This window comes from Fontibacter flavus (assembly GCF_042432905.1).
Taxonomy (GTDB): domain Bacteria; phylum Bacteroidota; class Bacteroidia; order Cytophagales; family Cyclobacteriaceae; genus Fontibacter; species Fontibacter flavus.
Genome location: NZ_JBHLWI010000006.1, coordinates 55963 through 78123, shown reverse-complemented (window position 1 = coordinate 78123; position 22161 = coordinate 55963). Strand labels below are relative to the sequence as shown.

Here is a 22161-nt window from a genome sequence, read left to right as displayed (position 1 = left end):
ATACTTTTGAAGTTGAATAAAAAAGGCTGTCTCCATATGAGACAGCCTTTTTAGATTTTATCTTTTCCTCCAAAGAATTTTTTGAGATAATACAGAACAGGGTTTTTGTATTTGAGAAATTTCCAGGGTCTACTGCTATGGGGAAGGTGCAAGACAGGTAAATTTTTCAGCAGATAGTTTTCAAAGCCTAATTCCAGAGCTTTTTTTGATATGGAAGTATCATACCAATCCTTGTCTTTTCTTAACTGATGAAAATCGTAGGAGGAGAGAAATTCATTTGAAAACATCGTACAGCAAAAACTAAGACTTCTTTTGGTATTCAATATATCAGCTTTTTCTTCTGCAAATTTCAGATATGGGTAGTTAACAGCACCTCCTTTATCTACAGTAACAGCACCTATCATCCCAATTTTCTTATTTTTTTTATAGAAATTAAGCATACCAGATAAAGTGTCTTTATTGACAATTACATCTGATTCTACAACCATCAGAGGAAGATTGGTTTCCATGGCTACTTTTTGCCCATATTGAAGGACCAAATCGTAATTTGGAGAAGGTTTTTGTGTAATATTTTCCAAATGGATCAATTCATAGTTCCATTTGTTTTTATACTCTTCCAATCCCTTTTTGGTTTCTTCTGTACTGAAGTCATTAAAAATAATATGCCTTACGGGAATATCTGAAAGTTGAATAGCTTCAGCACATTGAAGGGTGGTTTTCAGGGAATCTTTTACTGGCGTGATAACAATGGCTTGGTGCATAGACGGTTTGAAAGTGTAGGAATCTGATAATCTGAATAGACGTTGCAAATTAAAAAATTATCATGTGGATTCCCGATGGAAGTTATTTTTTCGGATAAGTTTCAGGAGTGAAATATTGGAAAGGTGATAAGAAATGAACTAGATTGTGTTTGCTCGTATTTGGGCAAAAAAAAACCTTTGATAGCATCAAAGGTCTTTGTTTTTGGGGATAACCCTTATTTGAACTTAAACACTTTTTTAGAGAACCTCTAAAAGATGTACAAGTATATGTAATTATTTACGCCAAAAAAATACCCATTTATGGGTATTTTTTTGGTTTTATTATCATTAAAATTCAACTAATTAACCTTAAAACAAAACTAATTTATAGTTTTAATTCTCGACTAGTTTTGTCAAAATGCTTTTAAAATAGCCTGTTATCTAAGTGACTGTCAAGCCTAAGCCTTTCGACTCCATTTTTAATCCAGTCAGCTGGTTCAGCCCCTTTAAGGTGATAATCAAAGAATTCCATCATTCTTACACTGTAGTCTTTACGGTTTTCCAATTTGGATAAACCATGGTTTTCACCCTTGTATTGAACCATGATTACCGGTTTCTTCAACCTCCTCAATGCATTGTAATATTCGATGCCTTGTGTGAAATCAACAGCTCCATCTTTGTCGTTGTGCAACATCAATAGGGGAGTTTTAACATTTTTAACGTGGTAAACAGGGGAATTTCTCTGATAGGAATCCCAATTTTCCCAAGGGCCACCTGTAAACCTACCTTGTGAAGCCTCGAAAATTGACATATTTCCCCCACCACTGTTCCAATAGATCAAGTCATACATTGAAATCATATTGGTTAAAGGGGCTCCTGCTGCCGCAGCTTTGAACATGTCTGTTTGGGTTATCAGGAAAGATGTCTGATACCCTCCCCATGAATGTCCGTGAAGTCCCATCTTGTTTTCGTCAATCACGCCTGTTTTGATAGCTTCTTTCACGGCAGGCAGCACACACCAAACAGCAGACATGCCAGGGTCATCCATCTGATACACGATGTCAGGGATCAAAACAGCGTATCCATTACTGGTGTAAACATTAGGGTTCCAGCCTGTACCACTAAATCCAGGAGTACTGTAATTGTGTAAGGTCTGAGATAGTTTTTCGTAGTAATACACAATGGTAGGGTACTTTTTACCCTCTTGGTATCCTGCTGGAAGGAATAAAGCAGCTTTTAATGAATCACCTTTATCGGAGACATAATCAACAAGTCTTGCGCCCGAAGACCAAATGAATCTACCTTTGTCAGGAGCATTTTCAGTAACCTTTTTGGTATTTGATAAGCTGCCATCAGCAGATATGTAAAACTCTGTAGGCTCATTGAATTTCTCTTTGGTAAAATAATAGACTTCAGCATTTTTTGCTTTGCTTAACCTATTGATGTTGGCGTCCTCCCAAATCAGTGTTTGTGCATTTGCAACAAGCCCCGATTTACCCGGTCTTAATCTGGCAATACCGCTTTTCTTGGTTCTTTCTCCATAGGTTCTGACATATACAAATTTGGAAAGATCAATGCCCTTTTCCTCAGAATCCAAGGTAAACCGTGATTGATACCTGATTTTTTCAGCTCTGCCGTTTTGGGTCAGATTTATGGCTTTATCTTTTCCTGAAACAGGAACTTGCCATATATCCCATTCATCCCTTAACAGGACAAATCTATTGTCACTGCTCCATCCCAAAGCCGGAACCATAGGCTTCACGACATTGTGATCGTCTTCAGTATTGACAAAAGTAGTATTGAGGCTCTCAGTAATGTTTTGCTGCGTTCCTGTAATCAAATCCATTACATAGTAATGACCATCTAACCCAAAAAGGAGTTTCGTTCCATCGGGAGAAGATCTTGGGAAGGATGAGAAGGATGGAAGATAAAACTTTTTGAAAATCTCTTTTCTTTCACCTGTTTGAAGGTTGATGATATATAAGTCTCTGTAGTTTTGACCATCTAAGTTAATGTCCAATTCATAAGCTTGCAGATCAGCGCCCAAGGCATACTTTTCCTTTGGTAAGATGGTAAGTTCTCTCAAGCTACTGTCCTGGAGCGCTATGTGTTTTTTCCTGTTTACATCATACATTGCCCAGAAACTGTAGTTTTTGTCCTGATTTTCCAGAACCTGTTGACGGGATTGTAGCCTACTGTCCTGCCAGTGCCAGATGGTCATATCTGGTTTACTCAAGTCATTTTTATTTTCAGTTTTTTGTTTTCCACTTTCTAGTTTGGCAATGGCTTTCTGTAGATCCTCAACAGATTTAATCGAGGTGTCTGCCTTTATTTTTTCCAATTGGGCTTTGTTGAGGGAATCCTTGTTGGCTATTGGAGCCTCTTCTTTTTTGGCTTCTTTTTTCTCAGCTACTAAAGGATGTATCCCATAGAATAACCGGCTCAGATCTTCTGACCACATTGGTTTCCTATTTGGACTAATGGTGAAATTCTTTTCAAATCCAACAAAATCCTTTTGTGGATCATATAAGGTTATTTGTGGATTTGAGGGGTTTTTCACACCCAGGACTTTTCCGTGGTCCTGCTTGTACGCTTTGTCTTTCACCATTTTCAAGAGGGCAAAGGCATCACCTTTTTCTGTCCAGTTGATTGATCTGTATGTTGCCTTATCTGACTCAAGCAGTTCTATTTTGCCTGAAGTGATGTGTAATAGGTAAACACCGTTTCCGGACTGATTGGCGGCATCAATGGTATAAGCCAAGAAGTCTCCTGCTTTATTAAAAGAAAACTCTAGGACATTACCGATATTTTGGGATTTTTCACTGTTCAGATGAACAAGTAGGAGGTCGGATCCTTTTGCATCTCCATTGCTTCCTTCTTTGTTCAGATTGATAGCCAAATGAGACGATGATTTACCATTGAATGCAAAGTTTCCAACGTTTTCAAACTCAGTTTTCTTGAAATCACTCTGAAGGTCCAAAAGGATCAGCTTATCTTTTAGGCCTTTGCCATTTGATTTTACGGCTGCTTTTTTCTCTTTATCCTTTGGATATTCTTTGAAAGCAATCCAGCGTCCGTTTTCAGAGAAAGAAATACTGGGAAATGTTGTCGAACCTATTGGGTAAGTTTTTTTATTTCCAGGGTCATCTGATTTTTGGATGACAATTTCACCATCTCCTTCCACAGGCATGATGGCATAAGCCATCCATTTGCCGTCAGCTGATAGTTGAAAGGATGGTGTAGAAATTGATTTCCAGGCTGGGATATCCTGCCATGAAATTGGTTTGGGATCGATAGGGTCCTGTTGGGCATAGCCTTGGAAAATAAAGAGTCCAAGGATAAGATAAAGTATGAATGATTTTTTCATTTTTTAAGGGTTAAGGATGATTGACATATCTTTCAAAAAACTCGATTATTCTGGCCATTCTGTCAATTCTTCTAGAGACAGCTCCGGATCTTGACAATTCATGCCCTTCATCAGGATATCTGACATATTCAACTGGTCTTCCCAGGATTTTCAAACTTTTATACAGCAACTCGGACTGCCTTACACCTGTCCTGTAGTCTACATCTCCATGTTTGATCAAGAGTGGTGTTTTGATGTTCTGAACATAGGTTTGAGGACTATTGTAATCCAAAATTTCTTTGACTCCATCTTCCCATGGGTAACCAAAATGATTGGGAACCAACCTCCAGGCATTGCCTTCACCCAAGAAGAAAGTCAGTTCATAGACTCCTCTTTGAGAAAATGCCGCTTTGAACCTGTGGTCATGGCTGACTATCCAAGCGGTCAAATATCCCGCATAAGATCCTCCTGTTAGGAACAATTGGTCCTGATCAATCCAAGAATACTGATTCCCTGCAGCATCTAAAGAACCTAAGACATCGGCTGATGGCCCATCCCCCCAATCTTGAAAGTTCCCTTTTTGAAAGGCCTTACCATAGCCACCACTTCCCCTCGGATTGGCATAGACTATGCCATAGCCCTTAGCTGCCATAACTTGGAATTCATGCCACATGGAAGCTTCTCCAGGTCCCCACATAGCTGAAGGTCCACCGTGCATATTAAGGATAGTCGGATATTTTGTGCCTTCCGTTCTTAAAGTTGGTTCCATTACCCAGTAGTCCAAGACAAAACCATCATTTGTTTTGAGTTGATGGGCAGTTGGTTTGGAAAGTTTTTTACCAGCTAGCCAACTTTCATTGAATTTGGTGATTTGCTGGTTATTTTTATTGGCAAGGTCGGCAGTATATATTTCTGAAGGATTCTCGATTTTTGTTAAAGCGTAAACCAGTTTTTGGCCTTTGACGGCAAAACTTGTCACTCCGACCGGACCGGAAATAACAGCGTCGATTTTACCTGAATTTACATTGGCTTTCCAAAGAGAGAACCCGCCCTGATTGGCACCTGTAAAGAACAATTCAAGGTTGTTGTCAGCCCATGTTGGGTTGGAAACACTTCTATCCAACGATTCTGTAAGCCATCTGAAGCCACTGCCATCAGGTCTAATGACACCAATCATTGACATGTTATAGCTTGGTTCGTCAAGGTTTTGTCCACCGATGGCGATCCATTTTCCGTCAGAAGAGAAAACAGGGTTGCCGATTCTATGGTTTTCCAAGCCGAAAAATTTACTTTCAGACTTGTCTGACAGGTTGATTTTCCAGATTTCTGTATGATTAGTCAGATCTGGGTGCAGGGTGTTTTTCAGTGTTGAAGCCAAGATGTAGGAACCATCAGGTGACCAAGTGGCCCCAAAATAGTTTTGAAAGCCATTGGTGATTCTTTCACTTTTTCCGCTTTCAATATCCGAAATGTTTAAATGGGAAAAGTAAAGATCAGGACTAAGGTCTTTTTCTCCAAGGAAATTCAGACGGTCTATTACCCTTGGGTCATTTTTGGCAGCGTTTTGAGCAAGGTATGCCCTCATTTCTTCCAAACTTCCATCTGGGTTTGGCTTGATTTCTTCTTTGGCCAATCCCTCTTTGATGGCCCTGTAGTCAGGTTCATCACCATATTTTCTTCCAGGACGTGGCATCTCCCATTCAGGATTGCCCTCGATTGCCCACATTGGTATAGTAGTGGTAAATAGGATTTTCTTTCCATCAGCGGACCAAACAGGGTTTCCTGCTCCATATTTTTCATTGGTTAGAACCTGACTTTCACCGCCATCTAGCGGTAGTATCCATATTTGTGACTTCCCGTCTTTAGGTCTTACAAATGCTACTTTTTTTCCGTCAGGAGATAGCGATGGAGATGAGATGTTATACTCTGAGGAAGTAAGTGGTTTGTTGGCGAAGGGTGCCGTTAAATCCGAAATCCAAAGCTGTGACTTGTATGAATATTGATCATTTCCCTTGTCTTCCACAAAATTCTTGAGGTAAATTACCATTTTACCATCAGGACTGATTTCATGGGAAGAACTATTGACGATTTTCGTTAAATCTGTGATGTTTATCAGATTGTCTTTTTGTGCATGGGCAACATGAAAGCAGCACAAGACCAGTAATAGGATTATTCTTGATCTAATGGTCATCTTAAAATTTGATTTTAATTATGGAAATACAACTAATATATTTAGATTGGCTGTTTACTCAATCTCCCTTAAAGTAAACCAATTAAATTATAATCTACATTTAATTTTACAGGATTGTATGGCATATTTTGAAAAATTGGATATATCCGTTTTCAGCTTTTTTGACGAAGTACCTGATCCCATGATGGTTTTTAGTGAAGACCAGATAGTTTTTGTGAATAAATATTGGAGGGAAAACTTTGAGCATGAGTATAAAAAATGGCAAGAATTTGTGAACAGTGGGGCGAGCCAAAATGAATTGTACCGGTTCTTTTTGGGTGGGGATATTCCGAAGGCAGATTTTGTTAGGACTTTAAAAGATAAAAGGGGCATCCACCAAAGGTTTCACTGGGCTTTTATCAATCTTACTTCCAATAATGACCAACGATATTGCTTAGCAAAGGGTAGGCATCATATCACTTTGACAGAGTTATTGGACTCCAGCCAGCCCCATTCACCTGAAAGTGATTCTTTGAAGGAGTTGGGTTTTGTTAAAGCTGTTCTTAAAAATAGTCATGATTTTTTGGCGATTCTGGATGAAAATGGCATTTATAAATTTATCAGTTCAGGAGTAACCGACAAATTGGGGATTGCCCAAGAGAAAGTAATAGGTAAGTCAATCAGGGAATTTATTGGTAAAGGTCTCATTGAAATAGTCGAAGGGAACCTTGAAAAACTTTGGGATTCTAAAGAAGAAGTTAAAATAGATTTTTGGATTAATAAGGAGGATGGGAGCAGGGTATTTTTAGAATGTTATGGCAAAAACTTGATAAAAGATCCCTCTGTTGAAGGAATTCTATTCAGTGCAAGGGAAGTAACTGAATATTATCAGGCTAAAAAATCCCTGCAAAAGAGATACGAACTGGAAATATTGATCAATAGGATTTCTGCCAAATTTGTGAATGCCGACTTTGATCAGTTGGATAATGTTTTCAAGGAATCCCTTCAGATGTTGGGAGATTTTGAACAAGCAGACAGGGCTTATATCTTTTTGGTACATGACGATACCAGTACGCTTGAGTATGCCTATGAATGGACCAATTCTGAAATAGAACCTCAAATAGAATATCTAAAATACATCCCTATCGATGAGGATGCTACCACCTTGAAATCTTTGAGAAGAGGTGAAATTCTGATTGTTCCGGACGTGAAGAAAATGGAAAATTCCTTGGCAAAGGAAAAAGAGGTTTACCTACAGCAAGGAATTAAATCAGTTATTTTAATCCCAATTTTTTCTGAGAACAAGCTGATAGGTTTTTTTGGACTTGATGCTGTCAAACAGAAAAGAGATTGGTACGAAAAAGATGAATATGTGCTCCGTCAATTGGGGGATATCTATGCGGGGAGTTTCATCAATAGGGCAATCAAAAAGAGTTTGGACCGTAATGAACGCCTTCTGGAGTCCACTGAGATTTTGGCGAAATCAGGTTCTTGGAGATATAGTTCAGGCAAAAAAAAGATTTTCTTTTCTAAGGGATTGAATAAAATTTTTGACCTTGAAGAAGATGTGGTGTCAGCAAATGTAGGGGACCTTCTGGGTAGACTGGATAAATTGAGCAGAAAGTTATTGATCAAAAACTTAAGAAAAGCGGTATTTGATCTCACAGGCTCTTCAGGTGAATTTGTGATCAAATCTTCAGAAGGAAAGGAAAAGTACATCAGTTACAGCATAGAAGTCAGGCCTGTTCCGGGATCCAAAAAAATAGAAATTTATGGCTATTGTTCAGATATCACCCATAAGAGGGATGCTGAAAATTACCTGAAACTTCAGTCTCAGATTCTTGCTCAGGTGGATGACCCTATTTTTGTTACGGACAATAATTGGAATATACTTTACTTGAACAGGGCGGCAAGAAACGAGTGTAACATTTCTACTTCTGCCAATTATCAGGGCACCCTTTTCGATTTATTTGACTTTCTTTCGACAGATGTAAATTCACTTCAGAATACTATCTCTGGACTTAAGGGATCAAAGGTTCTCAAAAAAGAATTGAACCTCAAAGCGGTGAACGGCACAGTTCAGCCTTATGATATCTCTGTCCAATCTTTTTTAAATAATGATTTTGAAAAAATAGGATACTCCTTTGTTATCCGAAACTTGTCTATTCTTCAAAAGCAAGAAGCTCTAGCAAAAAGGGCGAAAATGGTTGTTGAAAATAGTCCTGCCGTACTGTTCACTGTCGATCCTAATGACCGTTTTAGGATACTTTATATCACGGAAAATATCAGTCAGTTTGGGTATGACGCAGATGACCTTATTACCAGAGGCGTGAGCATTTTGGATCTCATACATCCTGATGATGTGGAGGAGTTGATGGATTTTCATTTGAAAGAAACAGATGAGAAAGGTATTCCTGCATATTCAGGCGAATATAGAATTAAGAAGAAGACAGGTGAATATAGATGGGTGGAAGATAAATCCACAGAAGCACTTGATCAGGATGGGAAAGTAGTCTTGCACGAGGGGCTATTGCAGGATATAACCGAAAGGAAGAAAAGCCGCGAGGAAATTATACGAAGTCAACAGCGATACAGAGTACTTGCTTCAAATATACCTTTGACCTCCGTATTTTTGATAGACAGAGATTTGAGGTACATAGTAGCCCAAGGTACCACAATGAGCAATTGGGGTATGAGTCCTGAAGACTTTGAAGGGAAAACACTTTCTGAAGTTCATAAAACCAATCTTAGTGAAATCCAACCTGCTGTAGTATCTGCTTTACAAGAGAAGAAGGACGTCAACAAATTCCTGATTTTTAGAAAAAGGGTTTATGAAATGACCGTAAAGCCCATCATGTACGAAGGTGAGGTAGAATATGCACTGGGGATTTTGCGGGATATTACGGATGAACATGAGGCAAAAGAAAACCTTCGAAAGAGTGAAGAGAAATATAGAAGCCTTGTAGAAGAATCCACAGAGGTTATTTTTTCAATGGCTCCCGATCTGACACTTACCTACGTGTCGCCCAATGTCAAACAGTTTTTAGGATATGAGACTTTTGAAGTCTTGGATAAAAAGCTTACAGATTTCTTATCTGATGAGGATCTGATGGAGTTTGATAGACAGTTTGTCAGTGATGAACATTTCCTTGAAAACAATCAATACCTTGAGTTCAGGTTGAGAAGAAAAGATGGCGCTATGCGGGTTTTCAGCTCTCACGGAAAAATGGTGAGCACAGAAGATGGGAATCTTTTTTATAATGGTATTGCAAGGGATATCACGGAGTTGAAAGAAGCTCAAAAAGAATTGTATTTGGCAAAAGAAAGGGCAGAACAGGCTTCTAAAGTAAAGTCGCAGTTTCTTTCAATTATGAGCCATGAAATCCGTACACCTATGAATGCGGTAATCGGGATGTCTCATCTATTGATAGAAGATAGCCCTAGGCCTGACCAACTTGAAAACCTTAAAACTTTGCAGTTTTCAGCCGAAAATCTGCTCGGTCTTATCAATGATATTCTTGACTTTACAAAGATAGATTCCGGTAAAGTTGAACTTGAAAATGTGGAGTTTGAACTCAAAAATGTCATCAACAGATTTATTCATTCTTATACATATCAGGCAAGAGAAAAGGCATTGGATATTATTTTCGAATACGATGAAGAAATACCTGCCAAGTTATTAGGTGATCCAGTGAGATTGGGACAAGTGATCAATAACTTGGTTTCGAATGCCGTGAAATTTACCCATGAAGGTCATATTAGAATCGCTTTGAACAGGATAGATGAAGATTCGGAAGGGATAGCCATTAAATTTGATTTTGAGGATACAGGTATTGGTATACCTCAGGAAAAGATTCAATCTGTATTTGAGGCATTTACTCAGGCGAGTGCGGAGACTACTCGGAAATTTGGAGGAACAGGTCTTGGATTGGCCATTGTAAAAAGATTGGTGAATCTTTTTGGGTCAGATATTGATGTGATGGGCAGACCTGGAGGAGGTACAATTTTCTCTTTTGTGATCAGGTTTGAAAAGGTTAAGGCTATAACAAGTGTTCATTTTCAGCAAATTGCTTCTTTAGATAAGAATCTTGAGATGGCCAGAATTTTGGTGGCAGAAGACAACCTTGTCAATCAGATCATGATCAATAAATTTCTGAATAAATGGGGAGTAAGGGAAGTTGTAATTGCAAATGATGGTAAGGAAGCCATTAAGGAGTTTGATAAACATAACTTCAATTTGATCCTTTTGGATCTTCAAATGCCAGAACTGGATGGATTCGCTGTGGCAGCATATATCAGAAAGCACCCTGATCCTAACAAAAGTAATGTTCCGATCATTGCCCTGACAGCATCTTCATTGATTGATGTCAAAGTTCAATTAGAGGAAGTTGGTATGGATGACTTTATTCCTAAGCCGTTCAACCCAGATAATCTCTATTCTAAAATCATCAGGTTTCTGAACGTATAATTTTTATGCTTTCGATCATTGGTAATGAGTTTAGCTTTATTTTTGGGATGAAATCCAAAATCATGAAACCCGTATTTGTTTGCATATTCGTTTTACTCAGTGTTTTTTCTCTTCAAGCACAGGATAGTAAATCCAGTCGTTCTACCATGTATTTCACATATGGCAAGACTGGGTCTAATATCAGGGAGTTTAATCAAATGCTTGATGATAAGGGGCTTAGTCCAATGAGGAAGGGTTATAGTAACTTCAACCTTGGCTATCAGGCTAGGTACAATGACTTCGTAGTTGGTTTTGATCTTTTTCAGAATCCAGGTCCCAAATCCCGCTTCAATGGTTATGACATTGACTTTAGGACAACAAGATTTAATCTAAATGTTGGGTTTTCTTTTACAGAAGAAGGAAGGTTTCAGCTGATCCATTACATGGCTATTGGTGCTGGATTTCTTAATTTTCAAATGTTAAAGGACCGAGAGTCTGGTAGTCTTGATGAATTTTTGCAACAGCCTGAACAAGGGTTTATTCTCAGAGATGGAAACATACATAAGAGTTCTTTGAATTTTGCAAATTTCTTGACTGAAATCGGCTTTCATATGAGTTATGATATGCCTATTCCGGGAAGAGATGAGGCTTTGGCATTGATTGCCAAATTTGGTTACTCATTTAGCCCTTTTGAGGATTCCTGGCAATTAAATGGTGTCAATTTCAACAATATTCAATCAGGGGCATTTTTAAGATTAGGGGCTGGACTGACCTTGCCGGATTACAAATTCTTCTACAAGGATGCAAGTCTTGGAGCACATCTCTTTTATGGTTTGCACTTCACTTCTCCAGATGCTTTTAATACACATTTGAAGGAAAATGGCCTGGAGCCATTTTCAGGAAGACCCAACAACTGGGGAGTGAAAATTCTTGGATACAATAAAAACCTGGTATATGGGGTGGATGTTTTCAATTTAGGTTATGGCGGAAGGGCGAATGCTACAAAGACGCATAGTCTAAACAGTGTAAGGATTTATGCAAATGGAGGAATGAAATTTCTTGACCTTAGAAATCTGGAAATTGGAGCCTTGGCCGGGCTTGGATTCGGAAATCTAAGATATTCCCTGACCAGTAACAATAAACCTGATTTTCCAAGATTATTCGAAGAACCTGATCATGATGGTTATTTAAGAAGTCATGGTGCAATGGCCAAGCCTGAAGTTTTTATCACCTATGGAATTCCTTTATCCTCAAAAAAAATCTTTGATCTTGTTTTAGGAGCCCATGCCGGTTATGAAGTGCCTCTGAGTCCTTATCAATTGGCTGGATTGGCCATGTTCAAATATATGGCCAATCCATATGTTCAATTCAGTGTGGGAGTAAGGCCTTAGCATTTAATGCGTTTCTGAGTTTTCTTCGGGTGGGTTTAATTGACATTTTGATCATTTATCGTCATCTTCAATTTCCACTATCAATTCAACCTCTACGGCAATATCCATAGGTAAGGAATTCATGCCGACGGCTGACCGGGCATGTTTTCCTTTTTCCCCAAATACATCCACCATTAGATCGGAAAAACCATTGATGACCTGTGGATGTTGGGTGAAATCAGCCCCACAATTGACCATTCCAAGAACTTTTACAATTCTTTTTACCCTGTTGAGATCTCCTAACTCTGCTTTCAAGACGGCTAATTGCGCTATTCCAACTAATCTTGCCGCTTCTTTCCCTTCTTCAATGCTTAATGATTCCCCTACTTTTCCTGTGATGTAATTTCCATTTGGAAGATTTGGTCCTTTCCCAGCCAAAAAAAGTAGGTTTCCAACACGAACAGCGTTGACATAATTGGCAACAGGAGAACTTGCTTCGGGTAATTGGATACCAAGTTCTGTTATTCTGGTTTCTGCATTCCATTCAAGCGGTAGCGGCTGTTGAGTGGAAGATTCCTGTTTTGTGCATGAAAGCAAAACAGATACAATCAGAAAAAGGATTGCTTTATTCATAGGAGGCTTGGATTTTTATGTTACACAAAATAACGGAGTGAATCTGCAAATCAAACAATAACTTTTAAGAATGGGGAATTTGTAAGAAAACTTTCTCAATGTTGAATAGTTCTCGATATTTATGTAAGAAATTTGAAAAAATGTAATATAATTCAAGATTAGGAATTACCTTTGAACTTGCTTATCGAGAAAGACCGAGGGAAGGGCCCTATGACGTCTTAGCAACCTGAATGACAAGGTGCTAAATCCCTTTCCGGAAATGCCGGAAAAAGATGAGCGGAAGAATTCCTTTTTCATCCGGTTATACTCGCATAAGCTTTTATTATATTAGACTATGAACCGAAGCGAGTTATTACTTTCCTTAGCAAAGAAAAAAATCCTTATCCTTGATGGTGCCATGGGTACCATGATTCAGCGATATAAACTGTCTGAAGAGGATTTTAGGACACCAGAATTGGCCAATCATCCCAAGGCTCTTAAAGGTAACAATGATCTCTTATCACTTTCAAGACCTGATGTGATCAAATCCATACATGCAGCTTACCTTGAGGCAGGAGCAGATATATTAGAAACAAATACCTTTAGTGGGACTTCCATTGCGCAAGAAGATTATGGGCTTTCACACTTGGCTTATGATATTAATTACCATTCAGCAAAAATCGCCAGGGAAGTTGCTGATGAGTTTACCGCCAAAAATCCCGAAAAACCGAGATTTGTTGCAGGTGCCCTAGGCCCGACCAATAAAACAGCATCCCTTTCGCCGGATGTGAATGATCCCGGTTACAGAGCCATTACTTTTGACCAATTGGCAGCTGCTTACAAAGAACAGGTGCAGGGCCTTCTGGACGGTGGGGCAGATATCCTCTTAGTAGAGACCATATTTGATACGCTGAATGCCAAAGCAGCATTATATGCTATCCAGGAGGTTTTTGAAGAAAAAAATATCCCTCTTAATCCTGAAGAAGGTGGTGTTCCAGTTATGGTTTCAGGGACAATTACGGATGCATCAGGCAGGACTCTGTCCGGGCAGACTACAGAAGCATTCTTGATTTCAGTTTCCCATATTCCATTATTCAGTGTGGGATTAAACTGCGCCTTAGGTGCTAAAGAATTAAGGCCGTATCTAAAAGTGATGTCGGAAAATGCACCTTTTTTAGTGTCAGCCTATCCCAATGCGGGCTTGCCCAATGAATTTGGTCAATACGATCAAGATGCAGAGGATATGGCCAAACAGATTGAGGAATTTGCCAAAGAAGGTTATGTCAATATATTAGGCGGGTGCTGTGGCACTACGCCGGAGCATATTGCCGCAATTGCCAAGATTGCAGATAAATATCAACCAAGAAAAGTGGAACTTGTAAATAATGGTGATGACTAAGATCCAGAAATATAATGTTTTAAAGCTGTCAGGACTGGAGCCTTTGGTGTTCACTCCTGAAATCAATTTCGTGAATATTGGGGAAAGAACAAACATCACTGGTTCCAAAAAATTTGCCCGATTGATTTTGAACGGGCAGTATGATGAAGCATTGGAAATTGCGCTCGAACAGGTCAGAGGAGGAGCCCAGATTTTAGATGTCTGTATGGACGAGGGGATGTTAGACGGTGTGGCAGCGATGCAAAAATTTTTAAACCTGATTGCTTCTGAGCCTGAAATCAGCAGAATCCCCATTATGATCGATTCCTCGAGGTGGGAGATTATTTTGGCAGGATTGAAATGTATCCAAGGTAAGGGGATCGTCAATTCAATCAGTTTGAAAAACGGTGAAGAAGAGTTTATCAACCAGGCCAAAACTATCAAAAAATTTGGAGCAGCTGTAGTGGTGATGGCATTTGATGAAGAAGGCCAGGCAGACACCTATCAGAGAAGGATTGACATCTGTAAGCGTAGTTATGATATTTTGGTCAATCAGGTTAGGTTCAACCCGCAGGATATCATTTTCGACCCTAATATTTTTCCAGTGGCAACGGGGATGGAAGAGCATAGGAGAAATGCCCTTGATTTCTTTCATGCCACCCAATGGATCAAACAGAATCTTCCAGGGGCAAAGGTCAGTGGAGGGGTAAGTAATGTGAGTTTTTCTTTTAGAGGAAACAATCCAGTGAGGGAAGCTATGCATGCTGCATTCCTTTATCATGCAATTCAGCATGGGATGGATATGGGGATAGTCAATCCTACCATGTTGGAAGTCTATGATGATATTCCAAAAGACCTTTTGGAAAAAGTAGAGGATGTTCTTTTTGACCGTTCAGAAAATGCAACAGAGGCTTTGTTGGCTTTTGCAGAAACAGTCAAATCTGAGGGTAAAAAAGAAATTCAGTCTGAAGCCTGGAGGTCTCAGGAAGTAGAAAAAAGGATTGAGCATGCTTTGGTAAAAGGAATCATTGACCACATCATCGACGATACTGAGGAAGCGCGGTTGAAATATCAGAATGCGCTAAAAGTTATAGAAGGGCCATTGATGGACGGGATGAATGTGGTAGGGGATCTTTTTGGAGAAGGTAAGATGTTTTTGCCTCAAGTGGTGAAGTCTGCGCGGGTTATGAAGAAAGCGGTGGCCTATCTGGAACCTTTTATGCCACAAGTTGGAGATTTGGACTACAATGCCACACAAAGTAGTGTTAAAAAAATCCTCTTGGCGACAGTAAAAGGGGATGTGCATGACATTGGCAAAAATATCGTGGGAGTGGTACTAGCATGTAACAGCTATCAGATTATTGACCTAGGAGTCATGGTAGATGCCCAGAAAATTATTGATGAGGCGATCAAAAACAAAGTAGATATTATAGGTTTAAGTGGTCTTATAACCCCTTCTTTGGATGAAATGGTAAATGTGGCTTCGGAGATGGAAAGACAAGGGCTCAAAATCCCTTTGCTGATCGGTGGTGCTACTACTTCCCGGATTCATACAGCAGTGAAGATAGATCCAGTGTACAGTGGAACTGTTATTCATGTGACGGATGCATCCAAATCAGTTCCAATTGCAGGAGAGTCTATTTCTGAAGAGACAAGAGATGCTTATCATCAGGAGATTAAAGAATTGTACAGACAATTGAGGATAGAGCATGAGGCCAAACAACAGGTCAAGCAACTGGTATCTTATGAAGAAGCCAAATCAAACCCAGTTTTTATAGATTGGGAACATTTTGAACCTTTAAGACCTGCTCAAGAAGGAGTAAAAGTGTTTAAATCGCTTGATTTGAGTGTGTTAAGGAGGTATATTGACTGGACTCCATTTTTCAGTACCTGGATGTTGAGCGGAAAGTTTCCAAAGATTTTGGAAGATCCAGTGGTTGGCCAGGAAGCTAAGCGCTTATATGAGGAAGCCAATGCCATGTTGGATAGGATTACTCAGGAAAGGTGGATTGAAGCCAGAGCAGTGGTTGGAATTTTTCCAGTCCAAAGACATGGGGATGATATCAGCGTATTGAATAATGAAAAAAAATTTACTTTTCATTTTTTAAGACAGCAGGGAAAAAAGGGGAAAGGAGTGCCTAACCGTTCTTTGGCTGATTATATCCATCCAACTAAGAAGGATTACCTTGGAGGTTTTGCAGTTACCGCAGGTTGGGGAATTGAAGATAAGCTGAAGGAGTTTCAGGAGAAGCATGATGATTACCATGACATCATGCTCAAAGCATTGGCTGATAGGTTAGCGGAGGCTGGAGCAGAATATTTGCATGAACTGGTACGCAAAGAAATATGGGGATATGCATCTGGAGAAGTATTGGATAATGAGGGGCTGATTCGGGAGGATTATGAAGGGATACGACCGGCTCCAGGGTATCCAGCCTGTCCAGAACATTCAGAAAAAAGAACGTTATTTGATTTATTACAGGTAGAGGAAAATACAGGGATTACCCTTACAGATAGTTTTGCTATGTATCCTACTTCCTCAGTCAGCGGATTTTATTTTGGACATCCTGAAAGTAAATATTTTGGATTGGGAAAAATCGGAGAAGATCAGGTAGCTGATTATGCCAAGAGGAAAAATGTTTCAATAAAGCAGGCAGAAAGGTGGCTTTCACCTAATCTTGCTTATACTCCTTCATTGAAAGTTCAAGAATAATGAATTATGAAAATTACTGACTATATCAATCAGGCAAAGAAGCCTTTGTTTTCTTTCGAAATATTACCTCCTCTCAAAGGCCAGAGTTTAAAAGATCTTTGTGAGGGCATAGAGCCTTTGATGGAATTTGATCCACCGTTTGTAGATGTTACTTATCATAGAGAAGAGTATATTTATAAAAAACATCCAAATGGCTTATTGGAAAAAGTATCCACCAAAAAAAGACCAGGTACGGTAGGGATCTGTGCGGCCATCATGAATAGGTTTAAGGTAGAGGCCGTGCCGCATCTGCTTTGTGGAGGCTTCACCAAAGAAGAAACAGAAAATGCGCTTATTGATCTGAATTTCATAGGAGTGCAGAATATCCTGGCACTGAGGGGAGATGCCCCAAAGAGTGAAAATAAGTTTGTGCCCGAACCTAATGGTCATGCCTACACCAAAGATTTGGTCAAACAGATAGTAGATATGAACCATGGCAGGTACTTACACGAGGAAACCGAAACAGGTTTTCAGACTGATTTTTGTGTAGGCGTAGCAGGTTATCCTGAAAAGCACTTTGAGGCTCCTAGTTTGAAGTTTGATCTGAAGCATCTCAAAGAAAAAGTAGATGCCGGAGCTGAATACATTGTCACCCAAATGTTTTTTGACAATCAAAAGTTTTTTGACTTTGTGAAAAAGGTAAGAGAAATGGGGATCAATGTGCCTATTATTCCAGGTATTAAACCCATCACGACCTTGGGACAGATTACCATGCTTCCCCGAACTTTCTTTTTGGATTTGCCGGATGACCTGATGGATGAATTGGAAAAATGCAAGACAAATGCAGATGTAAGGGAAGTTGGTGTCAAATGGGCAATTCATCAAAGTAAGGAGTTGATAGCCAATGGAGTTCCTGTCTTACATTATTATACGATGAGTAAAGCCGAAGCTACATATAGAATAGCGAAGGAAGTATTTTGATTTTGACTAAAAGTTTCCAATGTCCAGAGTTTCTAACTCTGGACATTGGATGTTGGGTTTCCAGCTCTTTTTCTCAGTATAATTTTTGGATTATTTGAGTTAAAAACTCTTGATTCATAGTCCCGCGTTCGAAAACGCGTGACAACAGAACTATTTGTCGGAAATTCTGTCAAGGATCATTGCCAACTGTTTGGTCAGGTTTTTACGGGAATATTGTTGGATTTCAGGAGAGGGTGTATGATTTACCTCAGGTTCGAAATCCCTAAGAAATTTCCTGATTCCTTCCATATCACTGTGTGCATAAACTTTTCCTGCGTTAGCTTTTTGAAGAATTCCGGCGGCATCTCCATCCGGGTCTCCCAAAGCAATGATCGGTTTGCCTGTAGCCATATATTCAAAAAGTTTACCCGGAATATTACCTTTAGCATTTTTGGTGTCCGTTAGAATCAACAGTAATAAATGGGCTTGTCCGTAGAAATCAAATACCTTTTCATGGCTTACGTATCCTTCCAACTTGACATGTGCCGAAAGCCAGTCGTCTGCTTGAATATAGGTCTTCACGCCATCTGAAACTTTTCCTACAAACCGAAGCATGACATTTCCCTTATTGTGCGCTAAGCTGGACTTCATGGCTTCCAGAAAAGGGATTGGATTTCTAATCGCATCAATAACTCCTGTATAGACAATTTCAAAGGAACTTGAGGAGGGAATTCTTTTAGTCCAATCGTCAGGAAGGTCATCTTCATCAAAACCATTGGTCAGAAGGTCTACCTTTCTGTTCGATAAGGCTTCCATCTCTGATTGAAAAATAGGACTAATGGTGCTTATCGCAGTTGCCTTTGATAAGACCTTTTTTTCAAGTTTTTCGTGTTTTCTTCTTGCCCATGAAGTCATGGGTAATGTGTCAAGAAATTCCCATTTTGACCAAGGATCCCTGAAATCTGCTAACCAGGGTATTTTGTGTTTTTGATGAAGCTGCAATCCAATCAAGTGAAGACTGTGGGGAGGACCGGTAGTGATGATAGCCTGAAATTGTCCTGAATTGACCAGGTCAAGAAGGAAATTTACCGAAGGTTTCACCCAGAATACCCGTGGATCAGGGATAATGGCATTTGCCCTAAGCCAAATTCCAAACTTGTCCATCAAGCTCCTTTTTGACTTTTCCAAAACTTTGGAAGTATCTCCGGCTTTTTCTCTTTTGAGTTTTCTAAAAAGATTGTAGGGTTCCCATATCGGAAATTTCAAGACCTCTGTTTGTGCACTGATTTCCGACAATAAAGTTTCATCTTTAAGTTCAAAATCAGGATTTTCTGGAGTGAAAATCACCGGATCCCAACCAAATTCAGGCAAATATTTTGCAAATTTCAACCATCGCTGAACTCCTGATCCTGCAGAGGGAGGCCAGTAATAGGTTATGATAAGGACCCTTGCGTTTTTTTTTGATTGGGAGTCGGATATTTGCATAAGTTACAAGTCAGGTATAAGCAGGTTGTTTCAGTTCAATCACTTTCTGTAGTATTTCCTACCAAAGAGGATGAATATCTGCTTTGAAATATTTTTCGTAGATGTTTCTTACCGCTTCCATCTTTTTTGGACTTATTTCAGGTAAGTTCATGGCTTGTAGATTAGAAGAAACCTGTTCCACTTTTGAAGCCCCTGGTATAACAGTGCTTACCTGAGGAAACATCAATACCCATTTGATTGCCCATGCTGCCAAAGGCTCGTTTCCTTTAAAGATATCTTTAAGTTCCTCCACTGCCAAAAGCCCTTTTTGGAAGTCAATTCCTGAGAAAGTCTCTCCTTTATCAAAAGCTTCCCCATTTCTATTGAAAGTGCGGTGGTCTTGAGGATCAAAAACAGTATGTGAATGAAGCTTACCGGTTAATAATCCGCTAGCCAAAGGTACTCTAGCAATGATCCCATATTTGGAGATATCAGGCCTATTGAAGAGTTGCTCTGCGGGCTTGTGTCTGAACATATTGAAAATGATCTGAATGGTTGAAACGATTTCGTACTGCATGGCGGTAATAGCTTCATCTACCAATTCCACACTAACCCCCATCGCCTGGATTTTTCCCTCTTCTTTGAGTTTTTCAAAAAGTTCAAAAATCTCCGATCTTTGGTAGACAGAACTAGGAGGGCAATGCAGTTGAATGAGATCGATTGTTTCTAAGCCTGTGTTTTTCAGTGAAGCTTCTACGAATTGTCTCAATACCTGAGGTGTATGTCCTTTGTCGATGTGCGGATTGATCTGTCTTCCACACTTGGTTGCGATATAGACCATTTCAGACCTTTCTCTCAAGACTTTTCCTACTACTTTCTCACTTAATCCAGCATCATAAACATCCGCTGTATCAATAAAATTGATGCCCTGATCAATTGCATGGTGAAGGATTTTATGTGCCGTTTTTTCGTCAAATGTGCCGCCCCAGCCTCCACCAACCTGCCAGGTACCAAGAGATACCTCAGAGACATTCCAGCCTGTTTTTCCCAGTGTTCTGTATTTCATTTTGTTTCGATTATTTCCGAGACCTGTTTCATCAGGCAATTTAAATTTTTATATTTAATGCCTTTAAAAATATGAAAATGAATTCCAGAAGAAAATTTCTCCAAACCTTAACTGTAGCGGGAGCTGCAGCAACATTACCTATTAATCTTATGGCAGAACAAGCAAACAAGCAAAAAATGATTCACCAGGTGTTTTTCTGGTTGAAAGACGGTGTCAATGTAGCAGATTTCATGAATGAAGCCGCGGTATTGGGCAAATGTAAAACAGTACATAAATTTTACATGGGCACTCCGGCACCTACTGAAGCCAGGGATGTGGTGGACCATAGTTATCAGGTAGCCTGTACCCTGTTTTTCAAGAGTAAAGAAGATCAGGATGCCTACCAAGTGGACCCAGATCATTTGAAGTTTATTGAAAGAAATTCAAACAAATGGTCAGCTGTGAAAGTATATGATTTTGTAATTTAAAACTATTATGAAATGGACTTCGTTATTAGTCCAAAAATACAGCTTAAATCAATGAGTACATTTAGAGTAAAAATTTGGAGTATTTTATTAGTGTTTGTAGTAGGATTCTCCTCCTGTAATCCGGAATCAGAAGAAGTTGAACCGGTGAAAGTAGAAGATACTATCAAGAAAGCGATTTTTGATAGTATGAAGGAATGGTATTACTGGACGAATGATTTGCCTACATCGGTTGATGTATCAAGTTATGCTTCTAATGCGGATTTGTTGAATGACCTGATGTTTAGACCTCTGGACAGATGGTCTTACCTGACCACAAGCGCTGCATTTAATGCTTCCTTTACAGGACAGGCATCTGGGGCTCATGGATTCAGTTTTGCATTTGATGAAAATGAGCGTCTTTTTGTCGCTTTTGTTTACGATGAAGCTCCCGCAGGAAAAGACGGTTGGCAAAGAGGATGGGAAATAATTGAAATTAATGGAAGACCTATTTCTTCTTACAGAAACAGCAATGGCAGCTATTCTTTTGATTTGGGGGCAAACACCGTTGGGGTTAGAAATACTTTCAAATTTAAGCTTCCTGATGGCTCTGAAACCACTAGAACTATCGAAAAAGGAGCATTTCAGACGAATTCTGTTTTACTCCGAGATGTATATGAAGTTGATGGCAAAAAAGTAGGACATTGGGTGTATCAAAGTTTCCGTGCAACAGCAGGCCTTACGCCCACAAGAAGTCAGGAAGTTGATGACTCATTTGCGTTTTTTCAGCAGCAGGGGATAAATGAATTGATCATTGATCTAAGATACAATGGGGGAGGATCTGTAGCTGTTACAGAACAGATTCTGAACTATCTCGTGCCTTCTTCAGCTTCTGGCAGAACGATGTACACCAATAGGCACAATGGCAATAAGTTTGAAAACAACAGAACAGTTAATTTTAACAAAGTTGGAAATCTGAATTTGAGTAGAATTATATTCATTACTTCTAGAGGTTCTGCTTCTGCATCTGAATTGCTTATTAATTGTCTAAATCCATATATGAACCTGCATATCATTGGTGATGATACTTATGGTAAGCCGGTGGGCTCTTTTCCACTTTCTTCATTTAACAGGACTTTGGCTACAAATGACGTAGAATTGGTTCCGATAACATTCGCCATTGCAAACGCTGACGGTAGGGCTGATTATTTTGATGGTTTCCCGGCTAATTTTAAAGTTGGCGATGATCCTGCAAGAAACTGGGGAGACCCGCAAGAAAGAAGGTTGGCGGCTGCACTGGACTTCATTAGAAACGGTGGGGTAAATTCAAGAATGACTGCCACTTATTATAAACCTATATGGGAAATGATCGATGCTTTTGAAGGCTTGCAAAAAGAGTTTCCGATGTATTGATTGAGGTCTATAAAACCAAAAAAAGCGGCATTTGCCGCTTTTTTTTGGTTTTTAGGTCGA

Annotated in this window: 13 protein-coding genes and 1 riboswitch; of the genes, 7 read left to right on the top strand and 6 right to left on the bottom strand. The window is 39.4% G+C overall.

Annotation, left to right across the window (positions count from 1 at the left end; genetic code table 11):
- Positions 1-50: 50 nt before the first annotated feature.
- The 3 genes from ACFFIP_RS03085 to ACFFIP_RS03075 form a co-directional block, all read right to left on the bottom strand.
- Entirely contained in the window at positions 51-761 is a 711-nt protein-coding gene (locus tag ACFFIP_RS03085; RefSeq protein WP_382386097.1) for a glycosyltransferase, read from the bottom strand.
- Between the two features lie 403 nt (positions 762-1164).
- Positions 1165-4107: an alpha/beta hydrolase family protein gene (locus tag ACFFIP_RS03080; protein ID WP_382386096.1), complete on the bottom strand. Its 2943-nt coding sequence runs from the start codon at positions 4105-4107 to the stop codon at positions 1165-1167.
- A 10-nt stretch (positions 4108-4117) separates the two neighbouring features.
- Entirely contained in the window at positions 4118-6277 is a 2160-nt protein-coding gene (locus tag ACFFIP_RS03075) for a S9 family peptidase (protein ID WP_382386095.1), read from the bottom strand.
- Between the two features lie 118 nt (positions 6278-6395).
- Here ACFFIP_RS03075 and ACFFIP_RS03070 point away from each other — a divergent pair, with 118 nt between their 5' ends.
- Positions 6396-10724 (top strand): PAS domain S-box protein, encoded by a 4329-nt coding sequence (locus tag ACFFIP_RS03070; RefSeq protein ID WP_382386094.1) that lies wholly within the window; start codon positions 6396-6398, stop codon positions 10722-10724.
- A 62-nt stretch (positions 10725-10786) separates the two neighbouring features.
- A complete protein-coding gene (locus ACFFIP_RS03065; protein ID WP_382386093.1) occupies positions 10787-12094 on the top strand; it encodes a hypothetical protein in 1308 nt (435 codons plus the stop codon).
- A gap of 51 nt (positions 12095-12145) precedes the next feature.
- On the opposite strand, the gene ACFFIP_RS03060 is transcribed toward ACFFIP_RS03065, so the two are convergent.
- A complete protein-coding gene (locus ACFFIP_RS03060) occupies positions 12146-12706 on the bottom strand; it encodes a RidA family protein (RefSeq protein ID WP_382386092.1) in 561 nt (186 codons plus the stop codon).
- A 178-nt stretch (positions 12707-12884) separates the two neighbouring features.
- A riboswitch (SAM riboswitch) is annotated at positions 12885-12985 on the top strand.
- Between the two features lie 55 nt (positions 12986-13040).
- Here ACFFIP_RS03060 and ACFFIP_RS03055 point away from each other — a divergent pair.
- The 3 genes from ACFFIP_RS03055 to metF are packed head-to-tail and all read left to right on the top strand — an operon-like array spanning position 13041 to position 17736.
- Positions 13041-14084: a homocysteine S-methyltransferase family protein gene (locus ACFFIP_RS03055; RefSeq protein WP_382386091.1), complete on the top strand. Its 1044-nt coding sequence runs from the start codon at positions 13041-13043 to the stop codon at positions 14082-14084.
- On the top strand, positions 14077-16776 hold the full coding sequence (gene metH, locus ACFFIP_RS03050; RefSeq protein WP_382386090.1) for a methionine synthase: 2700 nt from the start codon (positions 14077-14079) through the stop codon (positions 16774-16776). Before ACFFIP_RS03055 ends, metH begins: the two co-directional genes overlap by 8 nt.
- A gap of 6 nt (positions 16777-16782) precedes the next feature.
- Complete coding sequence (gene metF / locus ACFFIP_RS03045; protein WP_382386089.1) at positions 16783-17736, top strand: methylenetetrahydrofolate reductase [NAD(P)H]; 954 nt, start codon at positions 16783-16785, stop codon at positions 17734-17736.
- A 150-nt stretch (positions 17737-17886) separates the two neighbouring features.
- Here metF and ACFFIP_RS03040 read toward each other — a convergent pair whose 3' ends face one another.
- Complete coding sequence (locus ACFFIP_RS03040) at positions 17887-19200, bottom strand: glycosyltransferase family 4 protein (protein ID WP_382386088.1); 1314 nt, start codon at positions 19198-19200, stop codon at positions 17887-17889.
- 58 nt (positions 19201-19258) lie between these two features.
- Entirely contained in the window at positions 19259-20245 is a 987-nt protein-coding gene (locus ACFFIP_RS03035) for an aldo/keto reductase (RefSeq protein WP_382386087.1), read from the bottom strand.
- A 77-nt stretch (positions 20246-20322) separates the two neighbouring features.
- Between ACFFIP_RS03035 and ACFFIP_RS03030 the strand changes: the two genes are divergently transcribed.
- Together ACFFIP_RS03030 and ACFFIP_RS03025 are read left to right on the top strand one after the other, a co-directional pair.
- Positions 20323-20712, top strand: a complete 390-nt coding sequence (locus tag ACFFIP_RS03030; protein ID WP_382386086.1) for a Dabb family protein — start codon at positions 20323-20325, stop codon at positions 20710-20712.
- A 51-nt stretch (positions 20713-20763) separates the two neighbouring features.
- On the top strand, positions 20764-22101 hold the full coding sequence (locus tag ACFFIP_RS03025) for a S41 family peptidase (protein ID WP_382386085.1): 1338 nt from the start codon (positions 20764-20766) through the stop codon (positions 22099-22101).
- Positions 22102-22161: the final 60 nt, after the last annotated feature.

Coding starts and splice junctions, on each gene's coding strand:
- ACFFIP_RS03085 (WP_382386097.1), bottom strand. CDS start 761: ATGCACCAAGCCATTGTTATCACGCCAGTAAAAGATTCCCTGAAAACC.
- ACFFIP_RS03080 (WP_382386096.1), bottom strand. CDS start 4,107: ATGAAAAAATCATTCATACTTTATCTTATCCTTGGACTCTTTATTTTC.
- ACFFIP_RS03075 (WP_382386095.1), bottom strand. CDS start 6,277: ATGACCATTAGATCAAGAATAATCCTATTACTGGTCTTGTGCTGCTTT.
- ACFFIP_RS03070 (WP_382386094.1), top strand. CDS start 6,396: ATGGCATATTTTGAAAAATTGGATATATCCGTTTTCAGCTTTTTTGAC.
- ACFFIP_RS03065 (WP_382386093.1), top strand. CDS start 10,787: ATGAAACCCGTATTTGTTTGCATATTCGTTTTACTCAGTGTTTTTTCT.
- ACFFIP_RS03060 (WP_382386092.1), bottom strand. CDS start 12,706: ATGAATAAAGCAATCCTTTTTCTGATTGTATCTGTTTTGCTTTCATGC.
- ACFFIP_RS03055 (WP_382386091.1), top strand. CDS start 13,041: ATGAACCGAAGCGAGTTATTACTTTCCTTAGCAAAGAAAAAAATCCTT.
- metH (WP_382386090.1), top strand. CDS start 14,077: ATGACTAAGATCCAGAAATATAATGTTTTAAAGCTGTCAGGACTGGAG.
- metF (WP_382386089.1), top strand. CDS start 16,783: ATGAAAATTACTGACTATATCAATCAGGCAAAGAAGCCTTTGTTTTCT.
- ACFFIP_RS03040 (WP_382386088.1), bottom strand. CDS start 19,200: ATGCAAATATCCGACTCCCAATCAAAAAAAAACGCAAGGGTCCTTATC.
- ACFFIP_RS03035 (WP_382386087.1), bottom strand. CDS start 20,245: ATGAAATACAGAACACTGGGAAAAACAGGCTGGAATGTCTCTGAGGTA.
- ACFFIP_RS03030 (WP_382386086.1), top strand. CDS start 20,323: ATGAATTCCAGAAGAAAATTTCTCCAAACCTTAACTGTAGCGGGAGCT.
- ACFFIP_RS03025 (WP_382386085.1), top strand. CDS start 20,764: ATGAGTACATTTAGAGTAAAAATTTGGAGTATTTTATTAGTGTTTGTA.